Source organism: Actinopolymorpha cephalotaxi (genome assembly GCF_013408535.1).
Lineage (GTDB): Bacteria > Actinomycetota > Actinomycetes > Propionibacteriales > Actinopolymorphaceae > Actinopolymorpha > Actinopolymorpha cephalotaxi.
In genome coordinates, this window is record NZ_JACBZA010000001.1 from 5,576,171 (window position 1) to 5,592,292 (window position 16,122).

Sequence of the window (16,122 nt, forward strand, 5' to 3'; positions counted from 1 at the left end):
TCCCGCGGGCCCCGAGGACCCGCGGGAGCCGGTAGCTCAGCCGAGGCGTGCGTCCAGTGCGGTGCCGTACCCGTCGCCGGCCTCGGGACTTCCGGTGACCTGTTTCCAGATCGCCGCGCCGTTGCTCACGACCACGACGGCACCGGCGCCGGCGTCCTCGCCCGGCGCACCGACCAGGATGCGCGGGGTCCAGTTCCCGCCGGCTCCGTTGCCCGCGACCAGGCTGGAGCCGAACCGGTCACCGGCCTCCTCGATCCCGGCCGTGCTCGCCTGGGTCAGCGACCTGCCACCGCCCCAGATCTCGTTCACCATGCCGGCGTCGCGGATCGTGCCGAGGTCCTCCCCCGGCGCCCCGACGAGCACCACGTCGGCGTCGGACTGCTCGCTCGGCGGGTAGGACGCGAGGGCCGCGCCGAACCGGTCGCCCGCCTCGGCCGTGCCCGCGACCGGTCCGCCGGGTCCGGTGGAGTTCTGCGTGTACGCCGGACCCGGCTCGGCCGGAACGCCGTCCTCGTTGGTGTCGCCGAACGTGTTGACCATGCCGGCGTCGGTCAGGCTGCCGGCGTCCTCACCGGGTACGCCGATCCACAGGCCGCTCGGCGCGCCGTAGGCGAGCGCACTGCCGAAGCCGTCGCCCGCCTCGGCCGTACCCGGCATGCCAGGAGTGTTCTGGCTGATTCGGGTGTACGCCGCGACTCGCGGGTCGGTGCGTACGTAGACGGCGCCGGCTCCCTTCGCACCGTCGACCGTCCGGCCCGGTGCGGCCAGCGCTCCTGCCCCCTGGACCGCGGCGCCGAGCCGGTCGCCGGCCTGCGCGGAGCTGCCGAGTTCGGGTGAGTTCTCGGTGAGCAGGGTGCCGGTCACGGTCGGGTCGGCAGACTGGGTGAGGGACAGGAGCGCGACCGCCCCCGCGTCCGCCGCGCCGCCGACGTCCCAGCGGGGTGCGCCGACGGTCAGGCTGCGCGGAACCGAACTCGACCCCGCAGACCACGACAGCGCGGAGCCGAACGCCGCACCGGCCTGGGCCTGGCCGGGAACCCCGCCGCTGCCCTGGGTCAGGACCTTCCACGGGCGCAGTCCGGTCGACGAGCCGTGGAACAGGTAGACGGCTCCGGCGTCCGCGGCGGTGCCGACGTCGCGACCGGGGGCGCCCACCACGAGGTCGGAGACGGAGTCCCCGTCGACGTCGAGCTCGGTGACGGCCGTACCGAAACGGTCGCCGGCGTGGTAGCCGGAGGGGTACAGGATCTGGTGGCGGCCGTCGGCGTACCGCACCTCGACCGCGCCGGCATCCGGCTGTGTGCCCAGATCCTCACCGGGAATGCCGATCGCGGTGATCGGCGGGGTCGTCGGGGCGGCGAGCGCCGGAGCGGCGGTCGCGACGCCTGTGAGACCGGCAGTGAGCGCGGCGGTGAGAGCGACGACCGGGATCGTTCGCATACATGGACTCCTCGGGTAGTCGTCCGCCTTCCACGGAACCGAGGTGAGCGGCGGGCGGTGGCTGCTGCGGTGTCGGGCGACTGAACGACTCGCGGCGTCAACGAAAGGTTGCCGATGTTCGCGTCAAGATCGTTTCAAGTCCGGCGGCACCCTGCGGCAGCGCACGGAGAGGCTCGGCCGGCACGCTTCGGCTCAGTCGCCGGACGCGAGGTAGCGCTCGACGTCGCACATGACCAAGGCCCCCACGTCGGCGAGCAGAGTTCGGACGGCCGCGCGGCTGGGCGGGACGTACCGAGGATCCGCGTGGCGGTCCGGGCCGACCCACGCGAGCGCACGAGAAACCTGAACGGCGTACGCGGGATGATGCCGGCCGAGCATGGCTGCCCCGGCGGCACGCGCCGTGGTCCAGGTGCGATCGGGGATGGAATACACCACGGCGGCCGCCATCAGGAGGCGCCGGGCGACCAGTATCGCGACCGTCTCCACCTCGGCGGGCGTGGCTGCCGCGTCCAGTCGTTCGGTGAACTGCCTGATCCTCGGAGCAAGCTCTCCGACGAACTCGCGGGCGATCGCCTTGTCCGGCCGGCATCGCGGGAGACCCGGGCGCAGGTCGGTGCCGGCGACACCGACGCAGTAGTGCTTCAGGAAGCAGCGCTCCGCCCGGCCTGCGTCGTTGTCGGCGACCAGATCGTCAAGCAGGCCAGGGGATATGCCCACCTCTCGTACGACGGAACGATGCCGGGCCGACAGCTCCGCGCCGAGCCGGCGACACGTCTCGACCGCGCCCGCATCAGTGACGATCGCCGACAGGTCGAGGTCCGAGGAGGGCGGAACGGCCTGACCGGTGGCAACGCTCCCATAGAGGTAGAGGCCGTGCAGGTGCGAACCCAGCGCGGTCTCGGCGGTCGTTCGAACGTCGGCCAGCACGGCGTCGTACGGTCCGCGGACGTTGACGAGGTCCGCACCGGTGACGATGAACCCGTCCGCGTCGAGCCCCTCCGCCGGATCCGCCGGCATCCTCAGGAACCCCTTGTTTTCCTGGACTTTCGCCCTGAGGTGGCCTGGGCGAGCAGCCCGTCGACGAACGCCTCGAGCGCCTGGCGGTAGATGTCCCGCACGGCGAGCTCCGGCCAGCGGTCACCGATATCGGCCAGGCGTGGCATCCGGGCGGCGTCGATGCCGCCGAAGAAGGTGCCGCCGCCGGTGGATCCGCCGTTCTGGGGCCGGCCCGACGAGTGGGCGCGGACGAGGATCTCGCCGACGGTGTAGCACCAGACACTGCGGATGGCCGCGGCCGCGGTGACGATGCGATCGCGCGGCTCGCTCGGCAGAGCCGGGTGCAGGGTCTGGTCGGAGTGGCCGTCGAGCAGCTGGATCAGCAGGTCCTCGCGGTCGCGTACATGGTGGTACAGCGTGGTCGGCCCGATGCCGAGTTCGGCGGCCAGGCGCCGGACGGTCGGCTTCTCCCACCCGTCCCGGTCGATGATCCGACGGGCCGCCGCCAGGATCTGCGGACGGGAGGTCACTGCCGGCCGGCCGGTGCGGCCGCTCGATGAGGTCTGTCGAGGCACCGTCCCATCATGACTGCCGGCCACCCCGGGACACCGAAGCGGTGTGACTTCTTCCGCAATCCGGTCGACAGCCTGCACTGCCCCGACGTCGGTGTGCCCCACCATCGGACTTCGAGAAGGTCGCGGCCGGCTGTCCGGTGTTCCGGATTCGGCCGGACCGCCCGGCATGACCGTGGGGTTCGGGGCGGCCGTCAGCTCCGGGCACGGTACGAGCGATCTCGTACGTCGGTGATCCCCGCGAGGTAGTCCGCGAAGGTGACCTTCCCGGCCGCCTGGTCCGGGGCCAGGTGCGCACCGGCCCGGTAGGCGCCGAAGGTCCGGCCCGGAAGCCGGATCGGAAGGATGCGCCGCCGTTGGCCGCTCGCCTCGAGGAACATAGCTGCGAACTCACCCGCGTGCCGCACCTCGGGTCCGGCGAAGTCGGGTGCACGGCCCACCGGGCGGGCGATCGCGAGCGACGCGAGCCGGCCGGCCACCTCGCCCGCGTCGACGGGCTGGAAGTCGAAGCCGGGCACCGCCATCACGCCCGGTACCGTCGCCGCCGCGGCGAACACCGCGCGCAGCAGGTCGTGAAACTGCGTGGCCCGCAGGACGGTGTACGGCAGACCCGACTGCTGAACGAGCTGCTCGGCCGCCAACTTCCCTTTGTAGTAAGGAAGTGGGATGCGGTCGACACCGACGATCGAGGTGTACAGCAGGTGGGGCGGCCCATCGCGGCCGGCCGCGCCGGCCGGGCCGACCGCGCTGACCAGCGTGCGTACGAGGTGGAGCTCCGCCTGCCGGCCGAACGCGGTCGCACAGTGCACGACGGCATCCACCCCGGCGACGGCCTCCGCCACGCCCGCACCTGACCGCAGGTCCGCGGTCGCCCAGGCGTACGGCGAGTGGTCCCCGGCGGGCCGTGCGCGGCGGCTCATCACCCGCACCTGCGCACCCGCGTCGAGCAGCCGCCGGACCACCTGCCTGCCGAGCAGGCCGGTGCCACCGGTGACCAGAATCTGTTGGGGCACGGGCTTCTCCCTCCGCTCCTCCCCCTGCATCCTTGTCCCTACGAGCCGCGACGGCAACGAGGACTGCCCTGAGTACGCCGAGGAGGTCACGGGTGGACAGGCACGACATCCGGCTGCGCGCGTTGCGCGACGACGAGGTGCCGGCCGCGGTCGCTGTGCTCGCCCGCGGCATGCGGGACAACCCGAGCCACGTCGCGGCGTTCGGCGACGACCCCGAGCGCCGCCTGCGCGCGCTTCGGCGCATGTTCACCGGCCTGTTCGGCGCGGTGCGGCACGAGCAGCGGATCTGTGCGGTCGACGATGACGACGCGATCGTCGGGTTCATGGTGGCCGCCGCCCCCGGCTCCTGCCGGCCGTCCCCGGCGCAGACCGCGCGGATGGCGTGGTCACTGCTCCCGCTGGGCCCGGCGACCCTGGCTCGCGTCGGCGCCTGGCAGCGCGACTGGGGTCGGCACGACCCGCACCAGGCGCACTCCCACTTCGGGCCGCTCGCGGTGGACGCTCACCTGCAGGGGCGGGGCATCGGTACGACGATGCTGCGTGCCTACACCAGCCGGCTCGACGCCACCGACCAGCTCGGCTATCTGGAGACCGACAAGCCCGAGAACGTCCCGCTCTACCAGCGGCACGGCTTCATGGTCACCGGCCGGCAGGACGTTCTCGGAACGCCGAATTGGTTCATGGAACGCAAGCCCCGCTAGCTCGGCAGCGGGACGACACCGCCTCGACGGACCCGCCCGGCGATACCCCCCGGGGAATGCACCTGTTAGCGTCGCGGTTGTACCCCCCGGGGTATCCAGACGAGGGAGCGGGCATGGAGATCGAGGCAAACCAGCTCAAGGACGTCGTGAACCGCCTGAAGCGGGTGCAAGGCCAGCTTGGCGGTGTGATCCGGATGATCGAGGAAGGCCGTGACTGCGCCGACGTGGTGACCCAGCTCGCGGCCGCGGCCCGGGCGCTCGACCGTGCCGGCTTCAAGATCATCGCCACCGGCCTGCGGCAGTGCATGGTGGAGGAAGAGGGCGAACGGAAGATCGACGAGGCCCAGCTGGAGCGGCTGTTCCTGTCCCTCGCCTGAGACCGACCGACCGACCGACGTAGCCGATCCACCGGGAGGTGGTACTCATGAACCTGATCGAGACGATCGAGACGTCCAGCCTGGGCGACCGCAGCTATCTGGCCACCGACGGCGAGGTCGCGGTGGTGGTCGACCCGCAGCGCGACATCGACCGGGTGCTCGCGCTGGTCGAGCGGCACGGCGTACGCGTCACGCACGTGCTGGAGACCCACGTCCACAACGACTACGTGACCGGTGGCCTGGAGCTCGCCCGCAGGCTCGGCGCCGCCTACGTGCTGTCCGCCGACGACGAGGTCGCCTACGAGCGGCAGCCGGTCGCCGACGGAGACGTGCTCACCACCGGCGGGCTCAGGATCCGGGTGCTGCACACCCCCGGCCACACCCACCACCACCTGAGCTACGTGCTCGAGGACGGCGACGGCAACCCCGAGGCGGTGTTCACCGGAGGGTCCCTGCTGTACGGCACCACGGGGCGCACGGACCTGGTGGGCCCGGAGTTCACCAAGGAACTCACCCACGCGCAGTACGCCTCCGCCCGCCGACTGGCCGAGCTGCTTCCGCCACCGACGAAGGTCTTTCCCACCCACGGTTTCGGCAGCTTCTGTTCGGCCTCGCAGTCCCAGGCGGACGAGTCGAGCATCGCGCACGAGAGCAACGTCAACCCTGCCTTGACACTGGCCGAGCAGGAGTTCGTCGACGACCTGATCGCCGGGCTGGACGCGTTCCCCACCTACTACGCGCGGATGGCGCCGATCAACCGCCAGGGACCCGCACCCGTCGACCTCTCACTGCCCGAGCGGGTCGACGGGGCGGAGCTGCGGCGCCGGATCGAGGCGGGCGAGTGGGTGGTCGACCTGCGTGACCGCACGGCTTTCGCCGCCGGACACCTGACCGGCTCGCTCGGTTTCGAGTTGTCCACCAACTTCGTCACCTACCTCGGCTGGCTCTACCAGTGGGGCACCCCACTGACCCTGGTCGGAGACTCCGAGGACCAGATCGCCGACGCCCGCCGCGAACTCGTCCGCATCGGTGTCGACGCCCTGGCCGGCATGGCGGTCGGCGACATCGCCGCGCTCGCCGACGGACAGGAGCTGCGTTCCTACCCCGTCTCCGACTTTGCCGGACTTGCCCGCGAACGCGCAGATCGCGCCGTTCACGTCCTGGACGCCCGCCGCAACGACGAACGGCGGGCGGGCGGCGTGACCGGCTCCCAGCACATCCCGCTGCACGAGTTGGGTGACCGCCTGGACGAGGTGCCCGGCGGCGAGGTCTGGGTGTACTGCGGCTCCGGTTACCGCGCGTCCATCGCGGCATCGGTTCTCGACCGGCCGGGCCGTCAGGTCGTGCTCATCAACGACAGTTACGCTTCGGCCCGCAAAGCCGGGCTTGACACCGAAACCCCGTGAGGAACCCCATGACCCAGGCAATCCATCAGGTCGACGCACCGACCGTCGCCGGCTGGCTGGCCGGCGCGGAACGTGGCGACGTGGTGACCGTCGTCGACGTCCGCACGCCCGCGGAGTTCGAGTCCGCCCACATCAGGGGCTCCTACAACGTGCCGCTGCGACTGCTCGACGAGCACGCCGACCAGCTGCGTGATCGTCTCGGCCACCGGGTGGTGCTCGTGTGCCAGTCCGGCATCCGGGCCGACCAGGCCCGGAAACGCCTCGCCGCCGTCGGCATGGAGGGCCTGCACGTCCTGGACGGCGGCGTGCCCGCCTACGCCGCCGCCGGTGGGAACGTCGTGTACGGGCGCAGTCGGTGGTCGATCGAGCGGCAGGTACGCCTGGTCGCGGGCCTGCTGGTCCTCGTGGGCACGCTGACCAGCCTGGTGGTGCCGTGGATGCTCGCCGTCGCCGTGTTCGTCGGCGCCGGTCTGACGTTCGCCGGGCTCACCGACAACTGCATGATGGGCCGCCTGCTGGCCCGCCTGCCGTACAACCGGGGCGAGGAGCCCAGCGCCGAGACGGTTCTGGGCCGGCTCCCGAAGCGCAAGGCGGCATGACGGCCCGGCCGTCCATCCCGGGGGTGCCGCCCCGATGACCGCGGCACTCCTGCTCGGGTTGCTCATCGGCGTCCTGCTGGGCCTGCTGGGCGGCGGCGGTTCCATCCTCGCGGTGCCCGCTCTGGTCTACGGCGTGGGCATGCCGTTGCGTACCGCGATTCCCACGTCGCTGGTCGTCGTCGGCATCTCGGCCCTGACCGGTCTCGTCCCACGTCTGCGGACCGGGCAGATCCAGTGGCGGATCGCCGCGGTGTTCGGGCTGTCCGGCGCGGCAGCGGCCTTCGGCGGCGCCGCTGTCAACCGGAGCTTGCCTCCGTGGGTCGTGCTCGCGGGTTTCGCCGTCCTGATGGTGGCCGCCGGCCTGCGCATGCTGCGCGAACCCTCCGAGGAGGGCGGGGCCTGCGCGCTGCCGGGTGGCGGTGTCCACTGGCAGACCTGCCTGCCCAAGGCGATCGCCACCGGAGCCGTCGTCGGCTTCCTGACCGGGCTGTTCGGCGTCGGCGGCGGGTTCCTCATCGTCCCCGCACTCGTACTCCTCCTCGGCCTGCCGATGACGGCCGCCGTCGGCACCTCACTCGTCATCGTCGCGGTCAACGCCGCGGCCGGGTTCGCCGCCTACGCCGGCCAGGTGACCCTCGACTGGGGACTCACCGCGGCGTTCGCCGGAAGCGCGATCGTCGGCTCGCTCGTCGCGGGCCGTGCCGCCACCCGGTTGGACGCCGGCCGGATGCGCCGCTGGTTCGCCTACCTCGTCCTGGCCGTCGCGGTCCTCGTCGTCGTACTCCTCGTCGTCGACCCGGCCGCGATCGAGCACTGACCCTCCCGCACGTCGGCCCGGCGGGCGCGGTTGCCCGGAGACGGGCGAGGTATAACGCATAGCTATGAGATTCGCGACCTGGAACGTCAACTCGGTCGGTGCGCGCCTGCCACGGCTCGAGCAGTGGCTCGACCTCGCCCAGCCGGACGTGCTGTGCCTGCAGGAGACCAAGTGCGCCGGGGACGCCTTCCCGAGCGAGGGCGCGGTCCAGCGGGGTTACCAGGTCGCGGCCCACGGCGAGGGGCGCTGGAACGGCGTCGCGATCCTGTCCCGGGTGGGGCTGGAACAGATCTCCCGCGGGTTCCCCGGCGAGCCCCTCGCGCCTCCCGCGCAGGCCGACGGCGACCCCACGCTGCTCGAGGTCCCGGGCTCGTCGGCGCCCGAGGCCCGTGCGATCGGCGCGACCTGCGGGTCGCTGCGCGTGTGGTCGGTCTACGTACCCAACGGGCGGACGCTCGACAGCCCCCAGTTCCCGTACAAGCTGGCTTGGCTGGCCGCACTGCGCGCCGCCGTCGAGCCCGAAGTGCGGTCCGGCGACCCGTTCGTCATCGCCGGGGACTTCAACGTCGCGCCCACCGACGAGGACGTCTGGGACCCGTCGGCGTTCATCGGCTCCACCCACGTCACCGACGACGAACGCCGGGAGCTGGCCGACCTTCGGGCGCTCGGACTTGAGGACGTACGACCGCGGGCCCTCAAGCACGGAACGCCGTACACGTACTGGGACTACCGCGCCGGGATGTTCCACAAGAACCAGGGCATGCGCATCGACCTGGTGTACGCGAGCCGGCCGGAGGCCTCGCGGGTCACCGACGCGTACGTCGACCGCGAGGCCCGTAAGGGAAAAGGCCCCTCCGACCACGCCCCGATCGTCGTCGACCTCGACCTGTGAGAGCGAGCGTCACACGAGCCAGGATCTCGGGTCGATCCGGCCGCGATCGAGCACGGACCACCCGGGAGACCTGGCTGCCGGCGGACCTTGTGCCCTTGCAGACAGTGGCCTCCTGAAGCTTCATGGACGTGGGGGTGCCCGAAACGGGGAGGTGGCAGCAGATGACGATCAAGTCCGACGTCACCGCCGAGGATCAACTGCCCCTCGGTGACATCAAGGACCACTGGGCTCTGGCTCGTGCGTACGAGGAGATCGACTACCGCGAAGCCGAACGCCTGTCGAAGAAGGACAATCTCGCATCGACCGTCGTCCTCATCGTCAGTGCGATCTCATCGGTGAGCATCTTCTCCTCACTCGTGGCGAACAGCCCCGCAACGTGGGCGAAGATCGTGGTCGGAGTCATGACTGCCGCTGCGGCTATCGCTGCACTTCTTCAGAAGCAGTACGCCTGGTCGACCCGGAGTTCGAAGTTCAGCGACTGCGTCGCGCGCTGGAACATGCAGGCAGGCGATGCCAGGGATCTGGCCCGAAGAGTCGTCGACGGAATACCCGTGTCGTCCGAACGCGACGGCGCACGGCTTGGCAAGAACGAGCAGGAAACCATGAACACGCAGCCGCCGGTCGATGTCGGTGAACGGGACGTGGCGGTGGACCAGCAGCGACAGGAGTTCGACAAGAGGTTCGGGATCGCCCCCCAGAGGTGAACGGCGCCGGTCCGCTACCGGCAGCCCTGGGAGGCGGCGAACGAGGCGGCCCAGGCAAGGGCGGAGTTCCAGTTGATGGCGACCTCGTTGGTGGAGTAGGACCAGATGTCGTCGACGTAGCAGAGCTGGGGTGCGCGACCGGTCAGTTGTTGCTGGGCGACCGGGTCCTGCAGGGCGGCATTGGGGCCGCCGGCGACTGAGCCCTTCGGCGGCGCGGGCAGCCTGGGATCGAGCTGGTGAGCGTAGATGCGGGAGTGCTGGTTGTGGGCGCTTCTGGCGCCGTACCCGGTGACGTAGGAGTAGTTGAGCGCATTGCGTCCGAAGATGTAGTCCATGCCCTCAAGAGCGCCGTCGCGGTAGGCAGCTTTGCCGGTCAGGTCGTACGCGGTGGCCATCACGACGATGTTGTTGAGGACACTGGAGTTGGACCCCCAGGCGTAGAACTCCTTCTTCCCCGGCAGCGGCTGCCCGTACGCCTGTCCCGCCTGGGTGGCCAGGTAGCGGTCGGCGGCATCGACCACCGACGTGCGCACCTGGGCGAGTTGGCTCTCCGGCAGACCGCTCGGAACCGTCGCCAGGTCCAGTCGCCCGAGGGCGCCCACCGCCTGCCAGCTGAAGCCGCTCGCAGGGAAGACGTCGGCGGTGTGCACAGGGGACGCGAGCGCCTGCTCCAGAAGGTGGTCGTCGCCGATGGTGAGGTAGAGCTCCACGGCAGCCCAGTAGAACTCGTCCGTGACGTCGGCATCGCCGTAGGCACCACCGCCGTTGGCGTCGGCATCGCTTGCGTGGATGTCCGGATGTGGCTTCGCCGCCGCCCAGGCGCGGGTCGCCGCGGCCAGGCAGCGAACGGAGAAGCCGGGGTCGTAGGGCCGGAAGAGGCGAGCGGCCTGCGCGGCCACGGCAGCGAGGTTCAACGTCGCCGCGGTGGACGGTGCGTGCAGCTCGCGCGGCTGTGAGTCGTCCTGGGGCTGCGTCGGCAGGTCGGTCCAGGCCCGGTCGTGGATCTTGTGGTGTGCCATCCCGGCGAGTGGGTGTCCTTCGGGCACCTGCATACGAAGAAGGAACTCGACCTCCCACCGGGCCTCGTCGAGGATGTCGGGCACGCCGTCGCCGTGTTCTGGGACTCGCAGCCGGCCGTCGTCCAGGGGTGCGGTCTGCCCGGTGGGCGCATGCTGGGCGCGTTCCCAGGTGCTGAGCAGCTGGTAGGCGGCGATCCCGCCGTTGACAACGTACTTGCCTTGATCTCCGGCGTCGTACCAGCCGCCGCGGACGTCCAGCCGGTAGTCACACACGCCTGGTACGCAGCCGACGTCGGTGTCGCCGGTGTTGGGCGGCACACCGAGGTGTCCGGCAGGGCGGGCGTAGGCCTTGCCGACGAGGACGGCTTCGATCGGGATACCGCTGCGCTGAATGTAGAAGAACTGCAGTGCGTCCGAACGCAGCTGGTCGTACAGGCGAGCGGAGATGTCGAACGGGTCGCTGGTCTGCCCGTCGGCGGTGAGGGTGTAGCCCGCGCCCGGTGTGTCGTAGGCGGAGAAGTCGATGGTGTGGACGTTCTGATCCGACGACTCGTCGATCCCGCGGGGAGTCGACCGGCCGGTGGCAACCTCCTGTCCGTCCCGGTCGTGCAGGTGCCACGTGATCGGCTCGGTCGCCCCGCTCGCCACCGTGGCCTTCTTCGGTCCGTCGGGAAGGTAGCCGAGCTGGTTGACCCGCAGTCGGCCCGAGTTGTCGACAACGACCGGCTCCAAGGACACCTCGCCCAGGCTGAACGTCCACGGCTCGCCGGCCCCTCCGAGCTGGAACTGCACGCTGCCGCGAGCGGTGTCCGTCTTGGCGGTGAAGGTGCAGGTGTACGTCTGCGGCTCGACACCCAGGCCTACCGGCTCCGACAGCTCGGCGGTGTAGGGCGGATCGGCAAGTTGCACCGTCGCTCGAACCGTGACCGGCGTGGTTGCCGAAGCGGCGAAGCTGAGTGTGTACGCCTGCCCACTCTGCGGCCGAATGTCACTCTGGCCGATGATCACGTCCCACGGGTTCGCAAGACCGCCTGGTACTCGCGCAGACAGCCGGCTGACGACTCCCGCGGCTGCGTTCGCCGTCCACCACCACGGATCCGTGCCCGCGTCGAAGCTACCGTTGACCACCTGGCTGGTCCGGGCGGCGGTGACCTTCGGCGGCGCGACCTTCAGCGCCATGAGGAATACCTCCACACACAGGTGAGAGCGTCCTTTCTACGTCGACATGATGTCCCTTCGTCGGGGAGGTCGGTACCGGCTTGGGGCCATGACCGTTCGGGGCTCTTGGGGGAAAACGAGGTTCCCCCATCGGGCGATGCCGTTTCGGGCAGATTCACCCGGGCCAGTTCGGTGAGCGGCCGAGGTGGGCGACGACCTGGTCCAGGCGCGTCCCACCGCTGACGGCGATCTCCGGGCCGAACGGAGCTCCGGGCACCAGCCTGGCCTCGCCGGTCGGCACCATCTGTGCGATCTCGTACGCCGCCTCCACGACCGCCGGCTCCAGCTCGACCGCCACGCCAAGGGACTTCGCGACGTCCCAGGAGTGCACGACGTAGTCGACGAGGTGGAACGAGACCGCTTGCCGGCCGGGGAACGGCTCCTCGCGGAACTCCGGGAGTGGGAACATCCGCTCCAGTACGCCGTCCTCGGCGAACGCCTCCACGAGTCGTTCGGCGGAGGCACGGTAGGCCGCGATCGGATCGTCGCCGAGCGGACGTACTTTCCACAGGTCGGGGTCCGCCTCACCTCGGGACGCGGCGGCGAAGCCGTCGTGCTGGACGGCCATGTGGGTGAGCAGGTCCTCCAGCGTCCACTCCACGCATGGTGTCGGCCTGGTCAGGTCTGCCTGGGTGGCCCGCGCCAGGAGGTCGACGCCGGCCCGGACAGCGTGCGCGTCCAGCGCGACGAGATCGGTGGAGCCGGCGGCGAGCGGGGCGTCGGATGACTGGGTGGTCGAGTCCTGCTGATTGGTAGACATGCGCGTATCATATGCGGGAGCACATCATCGCGCCACTGTTATCTTCGAGTACGTGACCGACCGGGCCGGCAGACGCCGCGACAGCACCCGCCGCGAGAGTGATCGTCGCGATCTCGGCGCGATGGTTCATCCGGTGCTGCGGTTGCTGATCGCGGTCGAACTCCCGATCCTCGCCGCGCACGAGGTCTCGATGTGGGGCTACAGCGTGCTCACGGCCCTGGACGACGGGCCGGTGCGCACCCAGGCCACGCTGGCGGAGGCGATCGGGGCGGACAAGACCCGTATCATCGGCACGCTCGACGAACTCCAGGACGCCGGGCTGATCTCGCGTACGCCCGATCCGAACGACCGTCGCGCCAGACTGCTGGAGATCACGGACGAGGGCCGCCGGCTCCGCCGCGCGGTGCGGGCGGAGATCAGGGCGAAGGAGGAGAGCCTGCTCGCCACCCTCACCCCGACCGAACGCACCGCCTTCGTGCGCGCCCTGGAGAAGCTGTCCGCACTCTCACCGGAGGACCTGCCCGACCGGGGCCTGTCCTAACTACTCGCGCTGGCGTAGGAGCGCAGGCCGCGCCGCCACTGCGCGCGCACGAGCGCCACCACGACCGCGGTGAGGGCGACCCCTCCGACCACCGGCAGCCAGCCGACGCCGCCGTGCAGCGCCTGCGCCGGCAGCGTCGACGCGAACGCGACCGGGAACACGAATGTGAGGAAGGTACGCACCGCGAACGGGAAGAACACCAGCGGATAGCGGCCCGACTCCGCCAGACTCGTGTAGAGCATGCCGATCGGGTTCACCGACTGGATCCAGAACGCGCTGAACGACATCGCACACCACACGCCGGCCAGCAGCACGGTGCCGCAGGCCGCGAGCACCAGCGCCTGGACGATCTCCAGCGGGTTCGGGGTCACCCCCGAGCGGACGAGCCCGAACACCAGCAGCACCAGGCCGCTGGCGACGTTGCCGAGTTCGGCGACGTTGATCCATCGCAGCGTCAGGTAGAACTGGCTGGACACCGGGCGTACGAGCACCACGTCGAGCTCGCCCTCGGTGATGTAGGTGGTCATCCGGTTCAGGTTGGGCGCCACGAACGCCGCGAGCACTCCCGTCACCACCTGGTAGACACCGACGAGGGTGAGGACCTGCGCCTGCGACCAGCCGCGCAGGTCGTCGGTGTAGCCGTACAGCAAAAGGATCGGAACGAGCGCAAGCCCGAGTTGCACCACCCCCACGGCCAGCGTGGTCACGAAGTGCGCGCGGTAGTGGGTCTCCCGCACGATCGCCTGCGACAGGAACCGCCGCCACAGCCGCAGATGCCGCGCCTGCCGTCGCAGCCAGGTCCGGTCGATCGGGTCCCTCGGGTCGGCGTACGTGCGCACCTGTGTGGGTGTCGGTTTCGAAACAGGTGTCGTCATGCGCCCACCGCCGAGTAGCCACGGATCCCGGCCGCCCAGACCACGCGGGCGAGCACACCGAACCCGACGACGTACCCGAGCTGAATGCCCATGCCGGTGAGGATCTCGGCGTTCGACAGGTGACCGGAGACGATCTCGACCGGAAACGACACGGTGTAGCGGAACGGCTGCAGGTCGACGAAACCCCGCGACCAGTCCGGCATCAACGCCAGCGGGACGATCGCACCGGACAGCACGTTCGCGATGATCAGCCGCGCCTGGTGCAACGCCGTCACGTCGTCCATCCAGAACGTCAGGGCGGCGACCAGGATGTCGATCGTGAACACCAGGACGGCGGCGAGTACGACGCTGACCACGAACACCGCGAGGTGCCCCGGCCCGGACGGCACGCGCATCGAGTCCCGGAAGATCCACCACAGCACACCGACCATCGGCACCAGCGCGAAGGTCTTGAGCAGCTTCTCGGAGAGGTTGTTCGCCACGAAGTCCAGCAGCAACGACGCGGGCCGCACCATCCAGCTGGAGAGCTTGCCGAGCCTGATCGCCTGGGACAGGAAGCCGGTCATCCACGAGGAGGTGGCCATCGTGACCATGCTCAGCAACACGAAGTAGGTCGTGAGGTAGTCCTCGTCAACCGGGAGTTGCGCGCCGTTCGCGAGCGCCGTACGCCAGATGAGCAGCGAGATGATCGGCACACTGATGTTGGCCGCCATGAAGACCACCCACTCGCCGCGGTAGGTCAGTGACATGGCGATGTGGGCGGCGGTCATCCGCCGGAGGATCCGGAGGTTACGGAGTACGGAGGTCATCGCACCTGCTCCGTCCCGACGGTGCCGACCGTGCCCCGGCGAAGGAACAGGTCCCGCATGATCTCCTCGACGTCCGCGTCCGCGACGTCGAGGTCCACCAGCGGTCCGAGTCTGGTCAGCTGTTCGAGAACCTCTCCGGTGCGCTCCCGCTCGACCTCCAGCGAGACGGTCTGGTCCGAGCCGTCGCTCCCGACCGCCACCCCGTCCAGGTCTGCCAGACCGGCCAGCGCGCTCGCGTCGACGGGCCGTGCGTAGGTCGCCCGGACCAGTTTGCGTGGTCGCGCGGCGTGGACGAGCCCGCTCAGGCTTCCGTCGTACTGCAGCCGGCCGTGGTCGATCACCATCACCCGCGAGCAGAGCGCCTCGATGTCGTCCATGTCGTGGCTGGTGACCAGGATCGTGGTGCCGTGCCGCCTGGTCACCTCGGCGAGGAACGCGCGAACGCGGGCCTTGGCCACCACGTCCAGGCCGATCGTCGGCTCGTCCAGGAAGAGGATCTCCGGGCGGTGTACGAGTGCGGCCATGAGTTCGAGCTTCATCCGCTCGCCGAGAGAGACCTTGCGCACCTGGACGTTCAGCAGGTCGCGTACCTCCAGCAACTCGGCCAGTTCGTCGACGTTGCGCTCGAACTCAGCCGTCGACAGGTCGTACATCTCCTTGTGCAGCAGGAGACTCTCCATCGCCGGAACGTCCCACCACAGCATCGTCTTCTGGCCCATGACCAGGGCGATGCGGCGGAGATAGTCCGGCCGGCGGCGCGACGGTGTGTGCCCGAGGATCTCCAGCTCGCCGGAGGTGGGGTAGAGCAGACCGGACAGCATCTTCAGGGTCGTGGTCTTGCCGGCGCCGTTCGGGCCGAGCAGGCCGACGACCTCGCCGCGGCCGATCGTGAAGTCGATGCTGTCGACCGCGAGGCGGGTCTGGTATCTGCGCCGGACCAGGCTCCGGACCGCACCGGCCAGCCCGGCGCCCTGGTCGTGGAACGTGTAGGTCTTGGTGAGCCCGGCAGCCGCGATGACCGTCGGCCGGTCGGGCTGAGGTCGGGCGTCGGGCTGAGCTGGGTCGGTAGATGCGTGAACCGATGTCACGGTGGCACCGCTTTCGAGATTTCGCTGGTGGTTCGGACCGGGCAGCGTCAATGCGCGAGGCGCAGAGCTGGCCCACCAAATCTCGCCGGGCGGGGTCTACCCTGGGGCACCTTTGCGGGTGCCGGGCTGCCACGGGCGAGATTAGGCGCACTGCCCGCGCCCGGTCAACCCGGAATGCCGGCCGGTCGGCGACGGGCGGGAAAACGGGTTCCGCTCCCCGGGGCTCGCTGGTAACGTGCGATGGCTTGTCGTAAGGCAGTAGTGCCGGAGAGCAGGGACCGAACCGAGCCGGTTG

The 16,122-nt window shown here is 70.2% G+C and carries 17 protein-coding genes; 8 read left to right on the top strand and 9 right to left on the bottom strand.

Annotated features, from left to right (window positions below; translation table 11 throughout):
- Positions 1-36 precede the first annotated feature (36 nt).
- From FHR37_RS24780 to FHR37_RS24795, 4 genes are all read right to left on the bottom strand, one after another.
- The gene (locus FHR37_RS24780) at positions 37-1,440 is read right to left on the bottom strand and encodes an integrin alpha (protein ID WP_092885666.1); all 1,404 of its coding nucleotides are present in this window, start codon (positions 1,438-1,440) and stop codon (positions 37-39) included.
- Between the two features lie 192 nt (positions 1,441-1,632).
- The gene (locus FHR37_RS24785; protein WP_092885668.1) at positions 1,633-2,457 is read right to left on the bottom strand and encodes a nucleotidyltransferase family protein; all 825 of its coding nucleotides are present in this window, start codon (positions 2,455-2,457) and stop codon (positions 1,633-1,635) included.
- Between the two features lie 2 nt (positions 2,458-2,459).
- Entirely contained in the window at positions 2,460-3,011 is a 552-nt protein-coding gene (locus tag FHR37_RS24790) for a TetR/AcrR family transcriptional regulator (protein ID WP_202818228.1), read from the bottom strand.
- Positions 3,012-3,202: 191 nt separating this feature from the next.
- Positions 3,203-4,021 (bottom strand): SDR family oxidoreductase, encoded by an 819-nt coding sequence (locus FHR37_RS24795; RefSeq protein ID WP_202818229.1) that lies wholly within the window; start codon positions 4,019-4,021, stop codon positions 3,203-3,205.
- A 92-nt stretch (positions 4,022-4,113) separates the two neighbouring features.
- On the opposite strand from FHR37_RS24795, the gene FHR37_RS24800 reads away from it, so the two are divergent.
- The 7 genes from FHR37_RS24800 (at position 4,114) to FHR37_RS24830 (ending at position 9,517) form a co-directional block, all read left to right on the top strand.
- Positions 4,114-4,722 carry a GNAT family N-acetyltransferase gene (locus FHR37_RS24800; RefSeq protein ID WP_092885673.1) on the top strand — a complete coding sequence of 203 codons (609 nt, stop codon included), beginning with the start codon at positions 4,114-4,116 and terminating at the stop codon, positions 4,720-4,722.
- Between the two features lie 113 nt (positions 4,723-4,835).
- Complete coding sequence (locus FHR37_RS24805; RefSeq protein WP_092885675.1) at positions 4,836-5,099, top strand: metal-sensitive transcriptional regulator; 264 nt, start codon at positions 4,836-4,838, stop codon at positions 5,097-5,099.
- Between the two features lie 47 nt (positions 5,100-5,146).
- On the top strand, positions 5,147-6,505 hold the full coding sequence (locus tag FHR37_RS24810; RefSeq protein ID WP_092885888.1) for an MBL fold metallo-hydrolase: 1,359 nt from the start codon (positions 5,147-5,149) through the stop codon (positions 6,503-6,505).
- An 8-nt stretch (positions 6,506-6,513) separates the two neighbouring features.
- Positions 6,514-7,104 (top strand): rhodanese-like domain-containing protein, encoded by a 591-nt coding sequence (locus FHR37_RS24815; protein WP_092885677.1) that lies wholly within the window; start codon positions 6,514-6,516, stop codon positions 7,102-7,104.
- Between the two features lie 34 nt (positions 7,105-7,138).
- A complete protein-coding gene (locus tag FHR37_RS24820; protein WP_092885679.1) occupies positions 7,139-7,921 on the top strand; it encodes a sulfite exporter TauE/SafE family protein in 783 nt (260 codons plus the stop codon).
- Positions 7,922-7,985: 64 nt separating this feature from the next.
- Positions 7,986-8,813 (top strand): exodeoxyribonuclease III, encoded by an 828-nt coding sequence (locus FHR37_RS24825; protein ID WP_092885681.1) that lies wholly within the window; start codon positions 7,986-7,988, stop codon positions 8,811-8,813.
- 161 nt (positions 8,814-8,974) lie between these two features.
- Positions 8,975-9,517, top strand: a complete 543-nt coding sequence (locus FHR37_RS24830) for a hypothetical protein (protein ID WP_092885683.1) — start codon at positions 8,975-8,977, stop codon at positions 9,515-9,517.
- A 14-nt stretch (positions 9,518-9,531) separates the two neighbouring features.
- Here FHR37_RS24830 and FHR37_RS24835 read toward each other — a convergent pair whose 3' ends face one another.
- Positions 9,532-11,715, bottom strand: a complete 2,184-nt coding sequence (locus FHR37_RS24835; protein ID WP_092885685.1) for a glycoside hydrolase family 9 protein — start codon at positions 11,713-11,715, stop codon at positions 9,532-9,534.
- Positions 11,716-11,869: 154 nt separating this feature from the next.
- Complete coding sequence (locus FHR37_RS24840; protein ID WP_092885687.1) at positions 11,870-12,514, bottom strand: TIGR03086 family metal-binding protein; 645 nt, start codon at positions 12,512-12,514, stop codon at positions 11,870-11,872.
- Positions 12,515-12,566: 52 nt separating this feature from the next.
- Here FHR37_RS24840 and FHR37_RS24845 point away from each other — a divergent pair, with 52 nt between their 5' ends.
- On the top strand, positions 12,567-13,055 hold the full coding sequence (locus tag FHR37_RS24845; RefSeq protein WP_237768947.1) for a MarR family winged helix-turn-helix transcriptional regulator: 489 nt from the start codon (positions 12,567-12,569) through the stop codon (positions 13,053-13,055).
- On the opposite strand, the gene FHR37_RS24850 is transcribed toward FHR37_RS24845, so the two are convergent.
- The 3 genes from FHR37_RS24850 to FHR37_RS24860 are packed head-to-tail and all read right to left on the bottom strand — an operon-like array spanning position 13,052 to position 15,827.
- Complete coding sequence (locus FHR37_RS24850) at positions 13,052-13,930, bottom strand: ABC transporter permease (protein ID WP_092885691.1); 879 nt, start codon at positions 13,928-13,930, stop codon at positions 13,052-13,054. The two genes, FHR37_RS24845 and FHR37_RS24850, sit on opposite strands and share 4 nt — an antisense overlap.
- Positions 13,927-14,739 carry an ABC transporter permease gene (locus FHR37_RS24855; RefSeq protein ID WP_092885693.1) on the bottom strand — a complete coding sequence of 271 codons (813 nt, stop codon included), beginning with the start codon at positions 14,737-14,739 and terminating at the stop codon, positions 13,927-13,929. Before FHR37_RS24855 ends, FHR37_RS24850 begins: the two co-directional genes overlap by 4 nt.
- On the bottom strand, positions 14,736-15,827 hold the full coding sequence (locus FHR37_RS24860; RefSeq protein ID WP_092885695.1) for an ABC transporter ATP-binding protein: 1,092 nt from the start codon (positions 15,825-15,827) through the stop codon (positions 14,736-14,738). The genes FHR37_RS24855 and FHR37_RS24860 overlap by 4 nt, the downstream gene beginning before the upstream one ends.
- Between the last annotated feature and the right edge of the window lie 295 nt (positions 15,828-16,122).